Annotated in this window: 15 protein-coding genes; 8 read left to right on the top strand and 7 right to left on the bottom strand. The window is 42.4% G+C overall.

Features of this window, described 5'->3' with window-relative positions:
• The first annotated feature begins 43 nt into the window (after positions 1 to 43).
• Positions 44 to 985: a hypothetical protein gene (locus tag AS888_RS06635; RefSeq protein WP_061141377.1), complete on the top strand. Its 942-nt coding sequence runs from the start codon at positions 44 to 46 to the stop codon at positions 983 to 985.
• A gap of 2083 nt (positions 986 to 3068) precedes the next feature.
• On the opposite strand, the gene AS888_RS26720 is transcribed toward AS888_RS06635, so the two are convergent.
• Positions 3069 to 3200 carry a hypothetical protein gene (locus tag AS888_RS26720; protein WP_260320138.1) on the bottom strand — a complete coding sequence of 44 codons (132 nt, stop codon included), beginning with the start codon at positions 3198 to 3200 and terminating at the stop codon, positions 3069 to 3071.
• Positions 3201 to 3579: 379 nt separating this feature from the next.
• Positions 3580 to 4404: a hypothetical protein gene (locus AS888_RS06620; protein WP_061141374.1), complete on the bottom strand. Its 825-nt coding sequence runs from the start codon at positions 4402 to 4404 to the stop codon at positions 3580 to 3582.
• 391 nt (positions 4405 to 4795) lie between these two features.
• Between AS888_RS06620 and purU the strand changes: the two genes are divergently transcribed.
• Positions 4796 to 5695, top strand: a complete 900-nt coding sequence (gene purU, locus AS888_RS06615) for a formyltetrahydrofolate deformylase (protein ID WP_061141815.1) — start codon at positions 4796 to 4798, stop codon at positions 5693 to 5695.
• Between the two features lie 57 nt (positions 5696 to 5752).
• Here purU and AS888_RS06610 read toward each other — a convergent pair whose 3' ends face one another.
• From AS888_RS06610 to AS888_RS06600, 3 genes are all read right to left on the bottom strand, one after another.
• Entirely contained in the window at positions 5753 to 6394 is a 642-nt protein-coding gene (locus tag AS888_RS06610) for an SIMPL domain-containing protein (RefSeq protein ID WP_061141373.1), read from the bottom strand.
• A 134-nt stretch (positions 6395 to 6528) separates the two neighbouring features.
• Entirely contained in the window at positions 6529 to 6723 is a 195-nt protein-coding gene (locus AS888_RS06605; RefSeq protein WP_061141372.1) for a YwbE family protein, read from the bottom strand.
• 101 nt (positions 6724 to 6824) lie between these two features.
• The gene (locus AS888_RS06600; RefSeq protein ID WP_061141371.1) at positions 6825 to 8345 is read right to left on the bottom strand and encodes an FAD-dependent oxidoreductase; all 1521 of its coding nucleotides are present in this window, start codon (positions 8343 to 8345) and stop codon (positions 6825 to 6827) included.
• Between the two features lie 366 nt (positions 8346 to 8711).
• On the opposite strand from AS888_RS06600, the gene AS888_RS06595 reads away from it, so the two are divergent.
• Together AS888_RS06595 and AS888_RS06590 are read left to right on the top strand one after the other, a co-directional pair.
• Entirely contained in the window at positions 8712 to 9908 is a 1197-nt protein-coding gene (locus AS888_RS06595; RefSeq protein ID WP_061141370.1) for a ParM/StbA family protein, read from the top strand.
• 8 nt (positions 9909 to 9916) lie between these two features.
• Entirely contained in the window at positions 9917 to 10462 is a 546-nt protein-coding gene (locus AS888_RS06590) for a hypothetical protein (RefSeq protein ID WP_061141369.1), read from the top strand.
• 87 nt (positions 10463 to 10549) lie between these two features.
• On the opposite strand, the gene AS888_RS06585 is transcribed toward AS888_RS06590, so the two are convergent.
• On the bottom strand, positions 10550 to 11842 hold the full coding sequence (locus tag AS888_RS06585; RefSeq protein WP_061141368.1) for an NCS2 family permease: 1293 nt from the start codon (positions 11840 to 11842) through the stop codon (positions 10550 to 10552).
• 310 nt (positions 11843 to 12152) lie between these two features.
• Between AS888_RS06585 and AS888_RS06580 the strand changes: the two genes are divergently transcribed.
• The 4 genes from AS888_RS06580 to AS888_RS06565 are packed head-to-tail and all read left to right on the top strand — an operon-like array spanning position 12153 to position 16795.
• Positions 12153 to 13646 carry a DEAD/DEAH box helicase gene (locus tag AS888_RS06580; protein WP_061141367.1) on the top strand — a complete coding sequence of 498 codons (1494 nt, stop codon included), beginning with the start codon at positions 12153 to 12155 and terminating at the stop codon, positions 13644 to 13646.
• A gap of 14 nt (positions 13647 to 13660) precedes the next feature.
• Entirely contained in the window at positions 13661 to 14569 is a 909-nt protein-coding gene (locus AS888_RS06575; protein ID WP_061141366.1) for a phosphotransferase, read from the top strand.
• A 33-nt stretch (positions 14570 to 14602) separates the two neighbouring features.
• Entirely contained in the window at positions 14603 to 15787 is a 1185-nt protein-coding gene (locus AS888_RS06570; protein WP_260320137.1) for a class I SAM-dependent methyltransferase, read from the top strand.
• Between the two features lie 54 nt (positions 15788 to 15841).
• Positions 15842 to 16795, top strand: a complete 954-nt coding sequence (locus AS888_RS06565; RefSeq protein WP_061141365.1) for an ATP-grasp domain-containing protein — start codon at positions 15842 to 15844, stop codon at positions 16793 to 16795.
• Positions 16796 to 16895: 100 nt separating this feature from the next.
• Here AS888_RS06565 and AS888_RS06560 read toward each other — a convergent pair whose 3' ends face one another.
• Positions 16896 to 18446, bottom strand: coding sequence for an ABC-F family ATP-binding cassette domain-containing protein (locus AS888_RS06560; RefSeq protein WP_061141364.1), 1551 nt, complete (start codon positions 18444 to 18446; stop codon positions 16896 to 16898).
• Positions 18447 to 19126 lie beyond the last annotated feature (680 nt).

Raw genomic sequence — 19126 nt, 5'->3', positions numbered from 1 at the left:
ACTAATACTACTAAAGTGAAATTATCAGGAGATAAAAAGTCTTATGAGATTTCAGCAGGAGCATAAAAAAATATACGTTGTATTATCTTTAACCATAGTAATTATTTTATTGTTTAGTTTTATTAAATTTAAGGGTTCTTTTGAAATGAAAAAATATAGAGGCGAAAAAAATATAGAAGAACTATATGTTTTGGATTATTGGGATCAAAAACTGAAAGTATATAATCAAGATACTTATAAGTTTATTAGATATTGGAAAGATACTGAAAATGAGTTTCAATATAATTTTAAAGAATATAGCGATGTTTTGACGAGTGGAAACAGTATAACAAATAATTTCTCGATTATTCGTTATACTGAAAAGGGAGTTAGGACATTATTAAAATTACCCGAAAACGAAGCGTTGTTTCCACTAACAATTGATGATAAAGATAATATGTATTTTTGTAGAATTTATTATAATGATGATAAAACTGAGAAAAAAAGAGTTATATCAAAGTATAATGAAAAGAGTAATCAATTGGATGATTTAGCTATTGATGTTGGTAAACTTATGGATGTTAGTGTTATAAAGAAAAAATTATTTTTTACTTCTTATAATGAAGAAAAACAAAAGTATGACTTGTATGAATCAAATTTAACAGAAAGAAATAAGATTGAGTTGATAAAAAATAATATAGATGGTTCCGAGATTTATAATATTAATGACGAATTGTTTTTAAAGTTTTCAGAGGGGAAATTAGTTTCAAATAAAGAGAAGGAATATCCTTCTGCAGAGATAACAATTGTTTATAAAGATTGGTTATTATTTTTGGACGTTAAAGAAGACAGTTCTCAAAACCTACGTATCTACTCAACTAATAACAAAAGGTATGTTTATAAAATTAAAAATTTAAAGGGCTATAACTTAAATGGATATACAATTACGATTTTTAAAGACGACTTTATGAAAAAAGTAGATTTAAAATCATTAAATTCAATATAGTTTTATTCTGATTATATAGGTACAGATACATGTAATAACTTATCATAGACCTTAGCGGATATGTTTTTGGGCATTAATCCTTGCTTTAGTGGACATATGCTCCATTGTTGGATAAATCGGCAAAAAAACAGTATCTTCAAGGGTTCATCAATGTCAGCTAATGCTTGTAATAGAATTTTACAGGTATCTCGGTCGTACCCTATCTATGACCTTCGAGTAAGTTCACTTAATCAATCTTATAAACACATATTAGCAAATTTAAAATCCATATTAACAGTTTTTCATTCTCTGTGGGTGAAGCGCTGATTTTTGCGCTTCATGGATGGCTAACCGGTGCGTTTGTTCACTAAGAAGAAGTAAAAAGTCAATTCCTTAACGTAAAGGAGATCGGCTTTTTACCTCTTTCGCTTTGGCGTAAAAATTAATAAAAATTAATAATGGTTTGCCTCATGGCCCCTTTAACCTATTATTCCAATGTTGGAACGCGTAAAAGTTTACTTATTAATATAATTAATTTTAAAGAAGATGATATGGGTGCATCTTAGTTGATCCCTTACAATGATCTTTGCCGAGGATGTTGGCCTTATTTAGAGAAAAAAGCATATAAAGAGGCTGCAAAATTACTTATTAAGATTGGTATTGGAGGAAACGTTGTAGGTCTTACTGCATTCTTATCATGGTATGGTGTGACTTGTGTTGGTAAATAAAGTAATACACATATGTAAAAAAGGAGTGTTACATTGACAAACAAATTAAAACTTACTTATATCGTATTATTCGTATTACTTCCTGTTTTATATCTAGTTAGTTCATTTATTATAAGGTATCTTCTACAGGGTGGAGAATTCTCATTATTATTTAGTGATAACTTCGGCATTCTAGGTATTTATTATGTTTTAGTCAGTATCATCTTTATGATAGCTACAAACATTAAAAATGTAAGTCTGAAAGATATGTAATCTAAATTGTATCTCATTTAAATGAAAAAAGGACAATTTCAAAACCAACCTTCTATATAATTGTTGATCAGCAGGACTTTGATTGGTTGTTCAATAGCGGCGTTGGTTCGAATAATGTTGCCACGACTAAAAAGCTGGTTGGCTCAAGTTTTGGAGTGCTATTGCCTACTTCCGCCTTGCTTTGGAGCATACTGGTTATTGTACCGTGTTCTTGCCATTAGTTAAATTTTTTAGATTTTTTATAAAAAAAAGGGAGGTCTACTGGTGGGAGATATTATTTGGCAAGTGTTGAATTTTGGAGGACTTTTGTTATTTATATATTTATTAGTTTTTGTGTTTAAAAAGGTAAGAGGTAAGGAGAAACAGAAATGAAGGAAAGTATGGATGTTTTGTAGGCCAGTTGCGCGACATTGTAGGTGTACGATTACGATACCTTTTACATAAAGATGAGGTAAATATATGCTGCTGCGGTACATAATAATATTTATAATAGGCTTCTTATCGACTTTCATTATTCAAGATGATTTTTTCAACCAGTATAACCTTATGCTAAATATATTTTTTAGAATTACTTGGGCGTTATTTTTCTTACTGATTATTTGGTTGCTGCAAAAAAATCAAAAGAAAAGCGATTTATGAGCCAGTTTATATTTTTTACTGTTAGTTATTTTAGCGATTTTATATTTAGTTTACTTTGCGATCATCATAAGTACTATAAAATTAAACTCTCTAACTATAAGTACTTTAACAATATCTTTCATTACTTATTTGTTTGTGGGATTCTATATGGCGGGAAATGGTTATTATATGGATGAACATCCAGATTATAACTTAGTGTTTCATGGTTATGGATTTCCGGATTTAATTTTATTGGCTTTCCCATATATATTTTTATCTTTAGCGGCATGTTTAGGTGAAAAAAAATAAATAATATAACAGCATAAAGACACGTCGTTAGCTATTTATATTTAAACTTCTTGCTGTCTCAAAAGGGTAGTAAAACCGGAAGAGAATAAATAGAGAGAGGCTGTAAATGCTGATTTAGCCTCATTTACAGCCTCTTTTTTAGATCTTCTTCCACTGTGAGTTACGGAAGTTCCGCCTCTACATCTCCAAACTGGATATTAATAGTTAGATTTTTTATTACGCTTTTTTCTTTTTACCAAATGGATAATGAAAGAAATTAAAGCAACCAATAATATGAATATAGTAATTTGATATCCTACATCAAACCAATTCACAATTGTTTCATTCATGTTATGCCTCCTCAATCATTGCATTAACTAGGTGATTTAAGCGTTTTCTAGATTTTTAGTCAATTTGAAGTCATTCCAGTACTAAATTCTTTAGGAGTTAAACTTTGTTCAGGGATTGATCTTAGATGGGTTAAAACCGAGGAATGTGTTTGATTTGTTTAAACGTTTACCCTGAAAAACCCCTGTGTTATCTTCTTTTTAATACAATAGCTAATATTAAAGAAAGCTGCAGTGAAATGATAATTAAAAAGGAGATAATAAATTGTTCATCTAAAGGCGCAACAAAGATAAAGATATAAAATAACAATACAGATACGAATAGAATGGATATGAAATAAATAATGGTTTGCCTCATGGCCCCTCCCTTTCTAACAACCAATCAATAAGACAGAGTTAATCCATATGGCCTTGTATCTGTTATACTAGTGGGTGTAATGGATAAACCGGCTGGATAAACGGACACAGTAGGTGTACCACCAACTCTTCTATGCCCATACTCTATTTTTATGTTTATTTTACCATTTTTAGATGTTGGAACATATACGTATTGTCCGATATACCCTTTATGCTTAGTTTTACTAGTAGAAGCTTTTAAATCATACGAACCAGCCACACCAGCACTTGGTTCCCAATTACTTGGAGAATATTTGATGGCATAATCAATCCATCGCCCATTTCCTTGTTGATCTTGGGAATATCTGTGTTGGTGTTGTGTTACTTTTCCTCCGCTAGTTGGTAAATAGAGCCCTGAACTTGAAGGGAAACCAATAGTCATCTTGTCAACTAAAGTATACGAAGGTGTCTTTAACCATTGAAAGTTACCGTACACATAAAATTTATCTTCTTTTGATCGATCACTAGTTACTTTATATACCGTTCCGCCTAGTTTTAACGTTGAAGCAGCGATAGTTGCAAATGGTCTAATTTGCACTTGACCAGGCTTGTTGAATTCTGGCAGATATATATCCATGATTTCTGATCCAGTATCAATAACTTGAGCTTCCTCTTCAATTAATTGTTTCGCAATTTCAACAGGTAAATCCTCGGCTTCTTCTTCAGTATTACCAACTTCATTTACAAGATAATCTAACTCTGTATTTGTTAGTCTCTCTTTGCTAACATTTGTACCATTTTCCTCGGCAAAGCCTTCTGTGGCAAAACCAAAAGAAAATAAAAATACTGCTACTATTGATAAATATTTCATTTATTCCTTCTCCTTTTTTCATTTCATACTACTATTCGGCCGATTGAGTTTTTCGATGAAAACCTCAACTTGTACTAAAATTAACATGAATATTGCTTTTTTGAATTCCAATATAGAGATGATAAATTCCAATTTTGAAACAATATCATTTAGTAAATATGGTATATATTTCGGAGAGGAGAGAAAAAGCTGAAAGGAAGAATTGATCAGCTATTTGTATGCAAGTTTCCTCCTATATTCAACTGAACGGCATGCTGCTGTTTGTATGAAAAATGTAGAATACATTGTAATGAGAAGCTGTATTTATGCTCGTATTGTTGGACCGACTTTAATTCTGCCCATGACATGAAGTATAATGTAGCAAAATAGTAGAAGGGCAGTTGGGAAAATGGTGAGCAACTTTGTGCAAGGGCAATTAGAGGAATTTCGCGAAAAAAATCAAGATAGGGGCCGTTTGATTATTAAATGTCCGGATCAGCCAGGGATCGTTTCGACAGTTACGGCGTTCCTTAAACAATATGATGCAAATATCGTCGAGTTAAGCCAGTATTCGATGAATCCTGAGGGTGGTACTTTTTTTACGCGGATTGAATTCGATTGCCCAGGATTAAAGGAGAGGGCAGCGGAAATGGAATCGGCTTTTGAAGAGGTTTCGGCAACATTTTCGATGGAATGGACGCTTACGCATGTGAGTGATTTGAAGCGGACGGCGATTTTCGTTTCCAAGGAGCCGCATTGCCTGCTTGAATTGCTATGGGAATGGCAAAGCGGGGATTTGTTGGCCGATATAGCGCTCGTCATCAGTAATCATGAAGATACGAGACAAATTGTCGAATCGATGGGCATTCCTTTTTATTATATTCCTGCAAATAAGGATATTCGTAAGGAAGTGGAGACGAAGCAGCTTGGCCTTCTCGAGGAATTCAATATCGACCTGATTGTGTTAGCGAGGTATATGCAGATCCTGACGCCGGATTTCGTAGCGGCCCATCCGAATAAAATCATCAATATCCATCATTCCTTTTTACCTGCATTCATCGGGGCACGGCCTTATGAACGGGCATATGACCGGGGTGTCAAGCTGATTGGGGCGACCTCACATTATGTGACGAATGACTTGGATGAAGGTCCGATCATCGAGCAGGATATCGAACGTGTCGATCATCGTGATTCGGCAGGGGATATGAAGAAAATCGGCCGTTCGGCTGAACGGAGGGTGCTCGCCCGTGCCGTTAAATGGCATTTGGAGGATCGTGTCCTTGTCCATGAAAATAAAACGGTAGTCTTTTAAAGTGAAGTGCCCCCCTTGGCAAACCAAGGGGGGGTTTAGCATGGAAGAAGGGGTGTTTTAGTACGTGTATTCGACCCTTACGGAGGCAGTGATGTTCAATTCCCCAGGCTGGATCGGGGTGGCAGCCATTTTTGCAAAGGAACTCGACTGGTAAAGCATGGGAGCTGCCGTTTCGGATACCTCTTCAACCTGATTGGGGATGGGATTCAATGAGATTCCTATCGTTTGGGCCATGGAGAGCGCTTTTTCGTAAGCATTATTTAATGCGAGCGAAAGTGCTTGGTTATAGTAAGCTTCTGGATTTGATAAGGAAAAGCGAATGCTCGTGACCGTATTGGCGCCGCTTTTGACAGCTGTGTCAAGTAAACTTCCGATTTTTTCGATGTCGGTCGTTTGGACCTGGATGATATGCTGGACTTTATAATTCTTGAACAATTCCTTTCCATCGATATAATCATATTGCGGATCGATTCTGTATTCACTCGTTTTCATATGTTCTTCGGGAATGCCCGCGGATGTAAGGGAGGCGATGACATTCGCGATCGCTTGGGAATTGGCCTGCTGTGCCTGCTGCGGGTCCTCATTCTCCGTCATGACCCCAAGGGTGATGGTGGCTTGATCGGGAGCTGCTTGCAGCGTTTCCGAGCCGGAAACCTTCAATGTATGTTCATCATTGCGGGCAAAAGATTGTTGATTCATTATGACACCAGCCTTTTTAAAGAGATACATAACCCTATTGTACGAAGTATGGGCGGGAAACATGATTGAAATATCGCTGTCATTCCCGTTTGCTTGAAAAATTAAAAAAACACTCGGCCTGGACCGAGTGCGGTTTACTTATGGATGACTTGGACCCTGCCAACCTGGCCATCGGTCAATCTTACTTTTATTCCATGTGGGTGACTGCTGGAGTTGGTCAAAATATCCTTTACCGTTCCGTTTGTCAGTTTACCGCTGCGTTGATCAGCTTTCAGTACAATATCTACAGACGTACCTGGTGTAATATCTTTCCGGTTTTTACCGTTCATGCTCGATCCCATCCTTTTTGAGGTATTTGCAACGATTCGTTCATGCAGTAACTTCAGTATAAGGAAAACAGCGGGCCTAGTCGACCATTAGGTGAGGACCATTATTGTATTTTCTTCAAAGGCTCGACAGCTGGGCCATTCAGCACCTCTCCTGTGATGGAGAACCGAGAGGCATGGCAAGGGCAGTCCCATGTACGGTCACCGCTATTCCAGACAACCTCGCAGCCCATATGGGTACACGTGGAGTCGACGATATGAAGCTGGCCGTCATGATCGCGGTAACATCCCGCCTTGTCTCCGTCGACTTTCACGATCGCTCCTTCATCGATGCCTACATCCTCTGGAGTTTTTTGGATGACGGCCAATTTCCCCTTAATCATATGCTTCGCGACATCGGCATTGTCTTCGACCATATTCATCAAACCCTTTAAGCGGGAAGGGTTATACAAATCGGCATACCGATTGTCCTTTTGTAAAATATGGTCGGTCATGATCTTTGCAGCGATCGATCCATTGGTCATGCCCCATTTAGCATAACCAGTAGCAATCAGGACGTTTGGATGATTGGGGGTCACCGGACCGACGAAGGGAATCTTATCCGGTGTCACGATATCCTGTGCCGACCAGCGATAAGGAATATCCGTAACATCGAAATAGTTCGAGCTGAAGTCTTTCAAAGCTTCATAATGCTCGATCGTCGAGACTCCCTGCCCCGTTTTATGGCCATCGCCGCCGACAAGGATCAGCTTCTCGCCATCTTCCCCTTCCGTGTAGCGGAGGGAGCGTGAAGGGCTGTCGGCACAATAATACATGCCGCCGGGATACTCCTTCTCGGTCCTGATTGCCAGTACATACGACCTTTTTACATGCACACGGGCGAAATATAGGCCCGTTTCATCATTGAAAGGGAAGTGGGAAGCCACGATTACTTGCTTGCTTTTGATGCTATGTCCCGTATCAGTCAAGACGGTCGGTGGATCGCCGTCTTCAATTTTCATTGCCGTTGTATATTCGTGGATTGTGCCGCCAGCCTCCTGGATTGTGGAAATCAGCGCCTTTAAATATTTCAACGGGTGAAACTGGGCTTGATCCTTCATGATCACGGCAGCTCTACAAGGGATGGAGAACGGGATTTCATCGGTGTAGTCACCCCTGATGCCAAGCTTTTGATAGGCTTTCAGTTCTTTTTGGATTTTGTTTTTATATTCATCCGTATTCGCGTAAACATAGGCATCCTGTGCGGTCAGGTCACAGTCGATGGAATGTTTGGCGACCAGGTCTTTGATTAGCTGCATTCCTTCAGCATTCGCTTCATAATAAAGCTTGGCCTTCTCTGCTCCATGGTCCGTGATCAATTGATCGTAAATGAGGCCATGCTGGGCCGTGATTTTCGCTGTCGTGTGTCCTGTCGTTCCATTCAGGATTTTGCCTGCATCAATGAGTGTGACCTTTACCCCCTGTTTCGCTAGAAGGTAAGCAGAAGTGATTCCGGTAATTCCGCCGCCCACGATTAAGATATCGGTGGTGATATCCGAATCCAACTTAGCAAATGAGGGAAAATCCAATGCATTACGCCAATAAGGTTCCGGGAATTGAGGAAGATCTGTATTTTTCTCAGTCATGTAATTACCTCCATTACTCTCCAATAGTGAATTGTCCATTTATTACCATACCCAAAATCACTTTTTATACGCTTGTTTTTTGAAGGAGGGGGGAGATCTGGAATACATTATATGGGTGTTTACAAAAACGTATACAAGTAAACAAAAATAGATAGATTGTACACTAATATGTAAACATGTTTACAAACATGTACACATGGCTATATATAAGGTGTGTACATATTTGTTCCTATTGTAAACAATTTGAAAACATTTCGACAAATATAGCTACAACTAATGAAGGATTGACTATCGTGGCAATTTTTTCTATCCTTGAGAAGAATGCTTCACTTAAATTTTTTTCTATGAAAAAGGGGATGTTTTTAGATGAGTTCTAGAATCGCAGCAGTAGACGTAGGTAATGATGCTATCAAAGCTATTTTTGGAAAGCTAGAGTCAGAGCTATATATACCAAACGTCATTGCAAAGGACATAGAAGATCGCCCGGTTATCGGGATTGAAGAACTTGATGAAAAAAACCCGCTCGAAGGGATTCATATCAGAGTTCATTCACCAGCCCTGCAAGATAATAATGCCATCTATCGCGTCGGGAATCTGGCAACAAAGAGTGATAACCCTACCGAATTGGATATGGGAAGCAGTAAATCGGAAGAAGATCAAACATTGGTCATGCTTTTTGCAGCCCTGGCTTTGGACGCTGCCAAACAAGGGAACAATGATACATTCAAAAAAGTGAATAATGTTGTGGAAGCCAATTATACACTTGGAACCGGCTTGCCCCTTCGTGAGGTTAAAGAAGGAAAAGACGTCGGGTACCGCTCGAAGTTACTAGGTTCGGTCCATCAGGTGGAATTCCTGATTACCCCTAAATACCAAGGGTTGAAGGTCAATATCAAATTCGATGAAGTGAAGGTCTATCCAGAGGGCTTTGCTGCTTATATCAATTTGGTCATGGACAATGACTTGAATATCATCAACCGTGAATTAATAGATAGAAGGATACTGATTCAGGATATCGGCGGACTTTCGACGGATATCGCGGTCATTAAAAACCGTAAAGTAGACGACGATAAGGCACAAGGTTTCAACTTGGGAGTGGCTGAAGCGCTTGAGTCGATCCGTGAGGAAATCAGGAAAAAACATGGTGTCGAGCTGGACAGCAGGCGCGATGTCGTTGAAATCATCACGAAGAAAAATGATCGCAATCATATCATGGTCCGCGGAAGCCGGACAAGCGTGCATGATATCGTCGACCGTATTTTAGGTGAGCTTGCCAAGAAACAATATCGCCACCTGCGCAACGTCTGGCAAAAAAATTCCCAAACGGAAATTTGCTACTTTGTTGGCGGGGGATCGATTGTCCTGAAAGATTACTTGAAAACATTGAACCAAAATTTCGATGGCTACAATATCGACTTTTTCGAAGACGAGCGGGAAAGCGTTTGGATGATGGCAAACGCCTATTATAAATTGATTTCGGACTTCAATCGCCGGAATGCAAAAAAGGAACAAAATCAAGCCCATCCAAAGAGGAAAGAGCAAAGAACAGGCTCCATTAAATAGGTGGGAGAATGAAAAAAACAGCTTCTTCTGAAATTAAGAGAGGACAAGCCATCACTTTTCGTATCCCTTCGGATGTATCAGATTATACGTTAAGGCTGCTGCAGAAATTGAAGGAAACGGAAAGAAGGAATTTTTCCAGTAAAATTGCCGAGTATGTTCTCGATGGAGTCGGGCAAGCCACCCATCAGGATCGGGAAATGATCGCCTTGCCGATGCCGAATAAGCTAAGCAAATCGCAGCGTGATTGGCTCAAGCATTCCCACTCGGAAGCTATGCTCGGAACGATCATGTATCACCTTTTATCCGATCCTTTACGCGCTACGGCGTTGCTTGCGTCTTTAAACGGCAATGTATTGAATGAGGAACCATATTTACAGGCCGAACCGGAGGAAGACGATCCGATCATGGAAGTCCAGGAAAACTTGCCCAAGAAGGAACTGGATGACTTTGACTGGGGCTTGAATGAATTGGAACGGCAAGAGGAAGAACCGGAGACGGAAGAGGAGAACCTCGACGATCTTCTTGGAGATTTTCTCGATCAAATGAATCAATGAATGAAAGAGAAGGATATCCGACGGCAAGTTGGATATCCTTCTTTTTTTTTGAAAAAAAAGGGACCCCTTGGGCCCCTCTGGAAACGATCAAGCTAGGAAAATCAGTTGATAAAGAAATAGGATGGCAAAGATGTACACGAAAGGATGCACTTCACGAAACTTCCCTCTGGCCAATTTCAAAATCGGGTAGGCGATGAATCCAAGCGCTATCCCGTTTGCGATGCTCGACGTTAACGGCATGGCGACAATCACCAAAAAGGCTGGGAAGGATTCGTCAAAGTGTGTCCAATCAATTTCGTTTATGCTTTTGATCATCATGCTTCCGACGATGATCAAGCTTGGTGCCGTGATGGCCGCTACATTTGAAACAGCCCCTATCAGTGGGCTGAAAAAAGCGGTTATCAAGAAAAGGATCGCCACTACAAGTGCGGTTAAACCTGTCTTGCCGCCGGCTCCCACCCCAGCGGAGGATTCGACGGATGCTGCCGTCGGGCTAGTACCGAACATGGCGCCGACGGTCGTGCCGACTGAATCCGCAAAAAAAGCACTGCCCGATTTCTCAAGCTTATTATCCTTGAGCAAACCAGCCTGACGCACGATTCCCAAAAGGGCTCCCGTCGTATCGAAAAGCATGACAAGCAGGATGGAGAAGACGACGCCGTAAAGTCCATAGTTGATGACATCCGCAATGGACGTGATGGGATTCGCGACGATGATTCCTTCTGGCAGCGAAGGGGTCGACACAAGACCATCGATTTTCAACTGACCTGTAAAGAAAGCGATGATGGCCGTCAGGATCATGCCGATGAATATCGCTCCCTGTACATTACGAACGATCAGCACGATCGTGATGACCAGACCAATCAGTGTGAGCGCTACACTCGGCTCCCTGAAGCTTCCAAGCGTTACAAGGTTCGATTCATGCTGTGTCACGACACCTGACAGACGAAGCCCGATGAACGTGATGAAAAGGCCGATCCCGGCACTGATTGCATGCTTTAAATTGTTGGGGATGGCTTCGATCAACTTCGACCGGAATGAAGTGAGCGATAAAAGGATGAAGATGATCCCGGTAACAAAAACTGCCGAAAAGGCGACAGTGTATGAGATATCATGGGTCCCGAGAACCGAATAGGCAAAATAGGCGTTCAATCCCATTGCCGGCGCTATGACGATCGGGTAATTGGCTAAAAGGGCCATGCATAGGGTCCCGACTATTATGGCAATGACGGTTGCCGTGAAAGCCTGGTCGAAAGGAACACCGGCATCGGAAAGGATCATTGGGTTTACAACGATGATATAAGCCAGCGTTAAAAAGGTTGTAAGCCCCGCAAGCACTTCCGTCTTGATATTTGAATTCCGTTCTTTTAATTTAAACATGCGGTCACTCCCTTTTTATATACAAAAAATCCTTGCAAAGCACTACAAGGAGGAGATGCTTACCATTTTCTCAAGTAAGTAGCTCGATCTATGATTCGGTAATAAAATCTTATAAATTATATTAGAAAAATAATTAAAGTACAATAGCATGAAAAATTTTATGTGACGGGTTTTCTCGAAATTAGATAATGATATACTTACAAATAGCTCAGAATAAGAAAAATGATCAGAAGCGAAGGAAGATACATCCACAATTTCAAGTTGATTTACCATTGAATAAAATGAAGAAATTCAGAAAGTAGGCAATAACATGAAAAATTTCATCGACCTTGGCGTCAGCCCGGCGATTCATACGATATTAAAGCAAATAGGAATAGCCACTCCAACTCCGATCCAGGAAAAAGCGATACCTGATATCCTGGCTGGAAGGGATGTCATCGGGAAGGCGCAGACAGGGACGGGGAAAACCCTGGCATTCTTGCTGCCAATCCTGGAAAAAGTCGATCCCGCGGCCTCCCACATCCAATCGCTGATCGTCACGCCGACAAGGGAGTTGGCTTTGCAAATCACTGCGGAATTGAAAAAATTCGCCAATGAAATCGAGGAGCTTCAAGTGCTTGCCGTTTATGGCGGACAAGATGTCGAGCAGCAAATGAAGAAGCTGACAAGGAATATATCGGTGGTCGTCGCCACACCAGGCAGGCTATTGGACCATTTGCGAAGGGGAACCATCGACCTTTCCGAAACGCGGACGCTCGTGCTCGATGAAGCTGATCAAATGCTCCATATTGGCTTCTTACCTGAGGTGGAGGAGATCATGGGGCAGCTTCCCGAGCAACGCCAAACTCTGCTGTTTTCGGCCACGATGCCTGAACAAGTGCATCAGCTGGCTAAACGGTACATGGAAAAACCGTTGACGGCCGCTGTAAAGGCAGAGCAGGTGACGGTCGAGCAAATCAGGCAGCTTGTCATCGAGACGACCGACCGTGCCAAGCAGTCATCATTGATGAACATGCTTAAGGAAGAACAGCCATATCTGGCCATTATATTTTGCCGCACGAAACGCCGTGTTTCCGTATTGAATGATGCCCTAAAGGCCGCTGGCTTCAATTCCGAAGAACTGCACGGCGACCTCTCACAGGCCAAGCGTGAACGTGTCATGAAAAACTTCAGGGATGCAAAGCTGCAATACTTGGTTGCCACCGACGTTGCGGCACGGGGGCTCGATGTAGAAGGCGTGACGCATGTATTTAATTATGATGTCCCAGAGGATGCGGAAAGTTACATCCATCGAATTGGCCGTACAGGACGGGCGGGCGAGAATGGCCTTGCTGTAACCTTCATCGCGACGAAGGATCTTCAGCTTTTAAGTGAAGTGGAAAAAGGGATTTCCATGAAAATCGAAAGAAGGACGATTGAAGGCGTGAAAATGTTCCAGCCTGATGAAGTGGCACATAAAAAGAAGCGTTATGAAGATTCCGCTGAAGACGGTGCCCGCCGGCCGCGTACTGGCGGGGGAAGACGCCATCGGGAGCGAATAGATACAAGAGGGCCGAACAGGGGCAGCCACCGTTCCGTGAACCAGGCGGACAATCGGGAATTGGACAAGGAGAAACCACGCGGTGGCCGGCCTGAGCGTGAGGATTCACGGGGGAGGCGCCCTGAAAAAGGTAAGGCACAAACTCGCGAAAATCCACGAGGCGGCCGCCAAGAAGGACGCGGTTCCAAAGGGGCGCGTGCACAAGGACCAAGCAGCCGAAGGGGCGGTTCCGGCAGCAGCTCCAACAGAGGGAGAAACCGGTAAAAGGAGGAGACGGAGTGGAAAAGCCTTGGGTGGCAGAATATCCAGTTTCACTGGAGCTGGCAGGGAAATTGATCATGCAGCAGTTTCCGGAAATTGAATGGAAAGAAATCAAGCAGCTAGGGGAAGGGTTCGATAACACCGTCATGCAAATCAATGGTGAATTTGTATTCCGTTTCCCGCGCCGTCCGCTTGCCGTTACGTTGATTCAGGTGGAGAATCGCCTTTTGCCTTCCATTGCCGGAACTTTACCGCTCACTATCCCTGAACCGATCTTTTTTGGGGAGCCTAGTGCCATCTATCCGTATCCCTTTACCGGCTATAAGATGGTAAAGGGACATCTGCCTGCAGAAGGATCTGTTGCAAACGAGGTTGAATCCGCAAAAAGATTGGCCGGTTTCCTGAAGATCCTCCATAGCTTTCCGCTCGGTAAGGCCAGGCGGTCAGGTGTGGAGCCTGATGGGTTGAGAAGGCTCGATGCAGCCTTTCGCCGAGAATCGCTGTTTGCGCATGTCGCAACGCTGGAAAAGCTGGGATATATGGAACGGGCTCGTTCGGTTACATGCTTTGTTGAAAGGCTGGGCGACATGGACGTGCCGCGGCCCTCAACACTCGTTCATGGAGATATTCACGTCAGGAATGTCTTACTGGATGACGACGGCATTCTGGCTGGCATTCTAGATTGGGGAGATGTCCATATCGGAAGTCCAGCCATAGATATCGCCTTTTTATACAGTTATTTCCCAAGGAATGCGCGCCAAGCATTCTTTGAAGTTTATGGGAACATCGATAAGGAAACGGAGCGGTTAGCCCGCTTCAGAGCCGTATATATGCTCGTTACATTGCTCGTCTATGGCATTGATCGCGAGGATGAAAAGCTGGTCGCGATCACGGAAAAAGGATTGGCATTGGCGATAGAAGAATAACAGGTAAGTGCTTTTGATGATTAGGAGGTTACTATGAAGGCAAGCTATTATCATGCAATCACATTAATGGGGGAAATGCTGGACGAGGCCGATATTCCTTATCAATTTACAGGCCGTTCAGCCCTATTTGTCCAAGGAGTGGATGTCGATGTCGAGGGCATCGACCTGGACGTGCAATGGGACGTGTTCCAAGAGGCCTTGTCCCATTTCGGCGCATACTCCCCGACAAGTCCTGAAAGAAATCCTGAGCGTGCCTCCTTTACAATGGAAGTTGAGGGTGTTTCCGTCAAAGTTGGCTGCAGGTATAACACGACCATAAAAACCGACCCCTACCGCTTATCGATACCGCTTGGAGGGGCAGCTGTCTGGTGCCGGTCGCTATACAGTTATTTCTATGATGATGAAATGAAAAGATACAGTGCCGAGATCCATGCTTACCTATCTGCCGAGCAGCAGGGTTTCACAGCCGAAAATGAACAGGCATGGAATCAGAATAATTATTTGGCGCTGGTCAATCGGTATGGCGAGCCTGTCGAAATTGCTGCTAAAATCAAGCAAAATCCAAAATGGCGTTTGCATCCATTTTATAAATATATAGGCGAGGCCAAGGATAAAAAAATCACACATTTGATGGGATCGAACGGTGTTAAAGCGGTGGCCTTGGCGATATTGGGTGCCTCCGTGAAGGTCGTCGACTTTTCCAGGGAAAACGCGGCCTTTGCTATGGAGCTCGCAAGCGGCGCCGGTGTCACCATCGATTATATCGTTTCCGACGTCCTTTCCTTGCCGGAAGAGCATGCATCAGGGAATCAGGATTTGGTACTGATGGAGCTGGGCGTGCTGCACTATTTGATTGATCTGCAGCCATTATTTGCAAAAATCAAAGAGATGCTGAAACCGGGAGGCCAATTCATCCTCCATGAATTTCATCCAATTTCAACCAAACTGATTACCTCCAATGGTAAGAAACATAAGGTTGCAGGCAACTATTTCGCCCCGGAAATCGAAAACAACGAAGTCGCTTTTTCCAAGCATATGCCGGATGAAGAAAAAGGGGGCCTTTCAAAGGTTGTCCAGCGTAAATGGACAATCGGCGAGCTTATCACGGCAATAGGCCAATCAGGTCTTGTCATTAAAGTGCTCGAGGAAGAACCGAATCATAAAATTCACGATATCGGCATTCCAAAGACCTATACATTGGTGGCTGAACGGGTATAAGGGTACAGTCACAATTAAAGACATAAAATGTTAAACAATCAGGAGGAACCTTTTATGAGCAAAGCGTATATCATTCATGAAAACGAGGAATGGACGGCCCATTTAACCAAAAGAATGAATGAGTTGGAGCTTCCCTATGAAGAATGGCATCTTGATCAAGGTGTGGTCGATTTAACGGAGGAGCCGCCAGAGGGCGTTTTTTATAGCCGTATGAGTGCAAGCTCACATACTCGCGGGCATCGATTTGCGCCTGAAATGACGGAAGCCGTGCTAGCGTGGCTTGAACAGCATGATCGTACGGTCTTCAATGGGTCACGGGCGCTGCGGTTGGAGGTCAGCAAAGTCAATCAATATACGGCACTGACAAAGGCCGGAATTAAGACACCGAAAACGATTGCAGCTGTAGGCAAGGAAAATATCATCAAGGCAGCAGAGAAATTAAATGTCGCTTCGTTCATCACGAAACATAACCGTGCAGGTAAAGGACTCGGTGTTCAATTATTTCAATCAGTAGAAGCGTTGAAACAATATGTGGATGGTCCGGAATTCGATGAGCCGGTTGATGGAATTACGTTGATTCAGGAATACATAAAAGCCCCGGAGCCATTCATAACTCGTTGTGAATTCGTGGGTGGCAAGTTCATTTATGCGGTGGAGGTTGATACATCCGAAGGCTTCGAGCTTTGTCCGGCAGATGCATGTCAAATCGGTGACCTATTCTGCCCGATCGGTGAAGAGGTGGAAGAAAAACCGAAATTTCAAATTGTGCAAGATTTTCATGATCCGATCATCGAGAAATATGAAGCATTTCTAAAAGACAATGGAATTTCGATTGCCGGAATTGAATTCATTCGTAACAGCGCTGGTGAAATCTATACATATGACATCAATACCAATACGAATTATAACAGAGACGCTGAGGAAGCGGCGGGCCAATATGGCATGCTTGAATTAGCGAAATTCCTGGGATCTGAATTGGCGAAAAAAAAACTTGTGCAAATGAAATGAGTATCTGACTGAAAGGGAGATTCTTTATGCCCCTTCAGTCTTTTTTTATATGAAAAGAAGGTGCCCGGTTTCTAAGCGGACACCCTCTAAATAAACGTGATTAATTATTGCCCGACCACTCTTCGACATCCCATACCTTCGTGACCCAATCTTCATAGAAATCAGGTTCATGACATACGAGGAGGATCGTCCCTTTATACTCTTTCAATGCACGCTTCAGCTCTTCTTTGGCAACGACATCCAAATGGTTCGTCGGTTCATCGAACAATAGCCAGTTGCTCTCGGTAAGCATAAGCTTACATAGACGCACTTTGGCTTGCTCACCACCGCTTAGATGGCTCATTGGACGTGTGATATGCTCGTTTTTCAAACCGACACGGGCAAGGATTGCGCGTACCTGCGGTTGGTCGAGATGCGGGAAGGCGTTCCAGACCTCATCGATAGGTGTCGTATTTCCTGCCTTCACTTCCTGCTCGAAATAAGAAGAAAAGAGGAAATCGCCAAGTGATCGTTTTCCGCCAAGAGGATCGATCTTACCTAGAATCGTTTTTAACAGCGTCGATTTCCCGACTCCGTTACAGCCGACCACGGCGATTTTCTCTCCCCGCTCGATGGTCATCGACAGCTTCGGAAGCAATGGACGGTCATAGCCGATCTCCAAATCTTCCCCTTCAAAGACATAACGGCTGCTTGCACGTGATTCCTTGAAATCGAAGGTCGGTTTCATGGCCGTTTCCGGACGATCGATCCGCTCCATGCGATTCAATTGCTTTTGACGGCTCTTTGCCCGGCCTGTCGTTGAGTAGCGGGCTTTATTTTTCGCAATGAAATCTTCCTGCTTTTTAATGAATTCACGCTGTTTTTCGTATGCGTTGATATGCTGGTTCTTATTCAACTCAGCAAGCTCAAGGAACTTTTCGTATGTTGCCGTATAACGGGTCAGCTTGGAAAACTCCAGATGGAAAATGACATCAACGACACCGTTCATGAACTCGGTATCATGCGAAATCAAAAGAAATGCATGCGGGTATTCCTTTAAGTAGCTGCTCAGCCAGCGGATATGCTCCACATCCAAATAGTTCGTCGGTTCATCAAGGAGCAGTACTTCAGGCTGTTCCAAAAGTAACTTAGCCAGTAAAACCTTTGTCCGTTGTCCGCCGCTTAGCGCCGAAACGTCGCGGTCCAGCCCGATTGCATCCAAGCCCAGTCCGCGTGCCGCTTCTTCAATCTTGATATCCAGATTGTAAAAGCCGCCCGCTTCAAGCTTGTCCTGTATTTCCCCCATTTGCTCCAAAAGCTCTTCAAGCTCTTCGGGAGTTGCCGTACCCATTTTCTCGGTTACCTCATTAAGTGCCTTTTCCTGCTCGAATAAAGGTAGGTAAGCATCCCTTAGGACATCGCGGATCGATTTTCCTTTTTCAAGGATCGTATGTTGGTCAAGGTAGCCATATTCGACGCCGGGAGTCCATTCGACCCTGCCTTCATCATGGATAAGCTGCCCTGTGATGATATTCATCATCGTTGATTTTCCGACACCATTCGCCCCGACGAGCCCGACATGTTCACCAGCCATCAGGCGGAAGGAAACATCCTTGAATAAGGTGCGATCGCCAAAGCTGTGTGCCAATTTATCTATAGAAAGTAAGCTCATGTATGTTGAACCTCCCAGTTAATTTGAAAAAATCCCTACGTTTCATCATACTAAAAACTGTGATGGATTGCTATCTAATCTATTCATTTACATATATGTGGGTCGGGGGAGCACTTTTGAGCGGAAGCCGTAATTGAATTAAGGTATTTTTGTCGATAGATGTCCCTGTTGATCGTTTAGACATGTATTATGTGATATCAGTTATGGATTCGAAGCAAAAATGGACATGTAATATGAATCACGAACATGAATGTGATCCTGACTCTAACCTCGAATGTGTTCATTTTTTATAAAAGCTTCGGTTATTCAATGCTCTGTACATGTGAAAATTTTATAAAATCTCCTTTTCTGCAAATGGTTGATACTCTCTACTACATATCATTAAAAGGACTATATTAAATTTCAAAAAAGACACAAGGAGTTTTAAAATAGAAACTCCTTGTGTCTTTAATTCATATAAAATGAAGTTATAACAAGATTACATCCAGATTGTTAGTGGGTAATCATTTCTATTGTCACTACGTATTCTATGAGGACATTCCATGCTTAGTTTATGAAGCTTGATTGGGGATATCGCATTAACCTTCAAAAATCAGGGAAAAGCTGATATGAAATACAATTATTAAGGCCTTTTTTTTTGACAAAATTATTCAATTGAACAAGCTGGTTTCTGATTTTAA

It is taken from the genome of Peribacillus simplex (genome assembly GCF_001542915.1).
In the GTDB taxonomy this organism is placed as follows: domain Bacteria; phylum Bacillota; class Bacilli; order Bacillales; family DSM-1321; genus Peribacillus; species Peribacillus simplex_B.
Note: the sequence above shows the minus strand (reverse complement) of the source record. Positions and strands in the feature narration are given on the sequence as shown.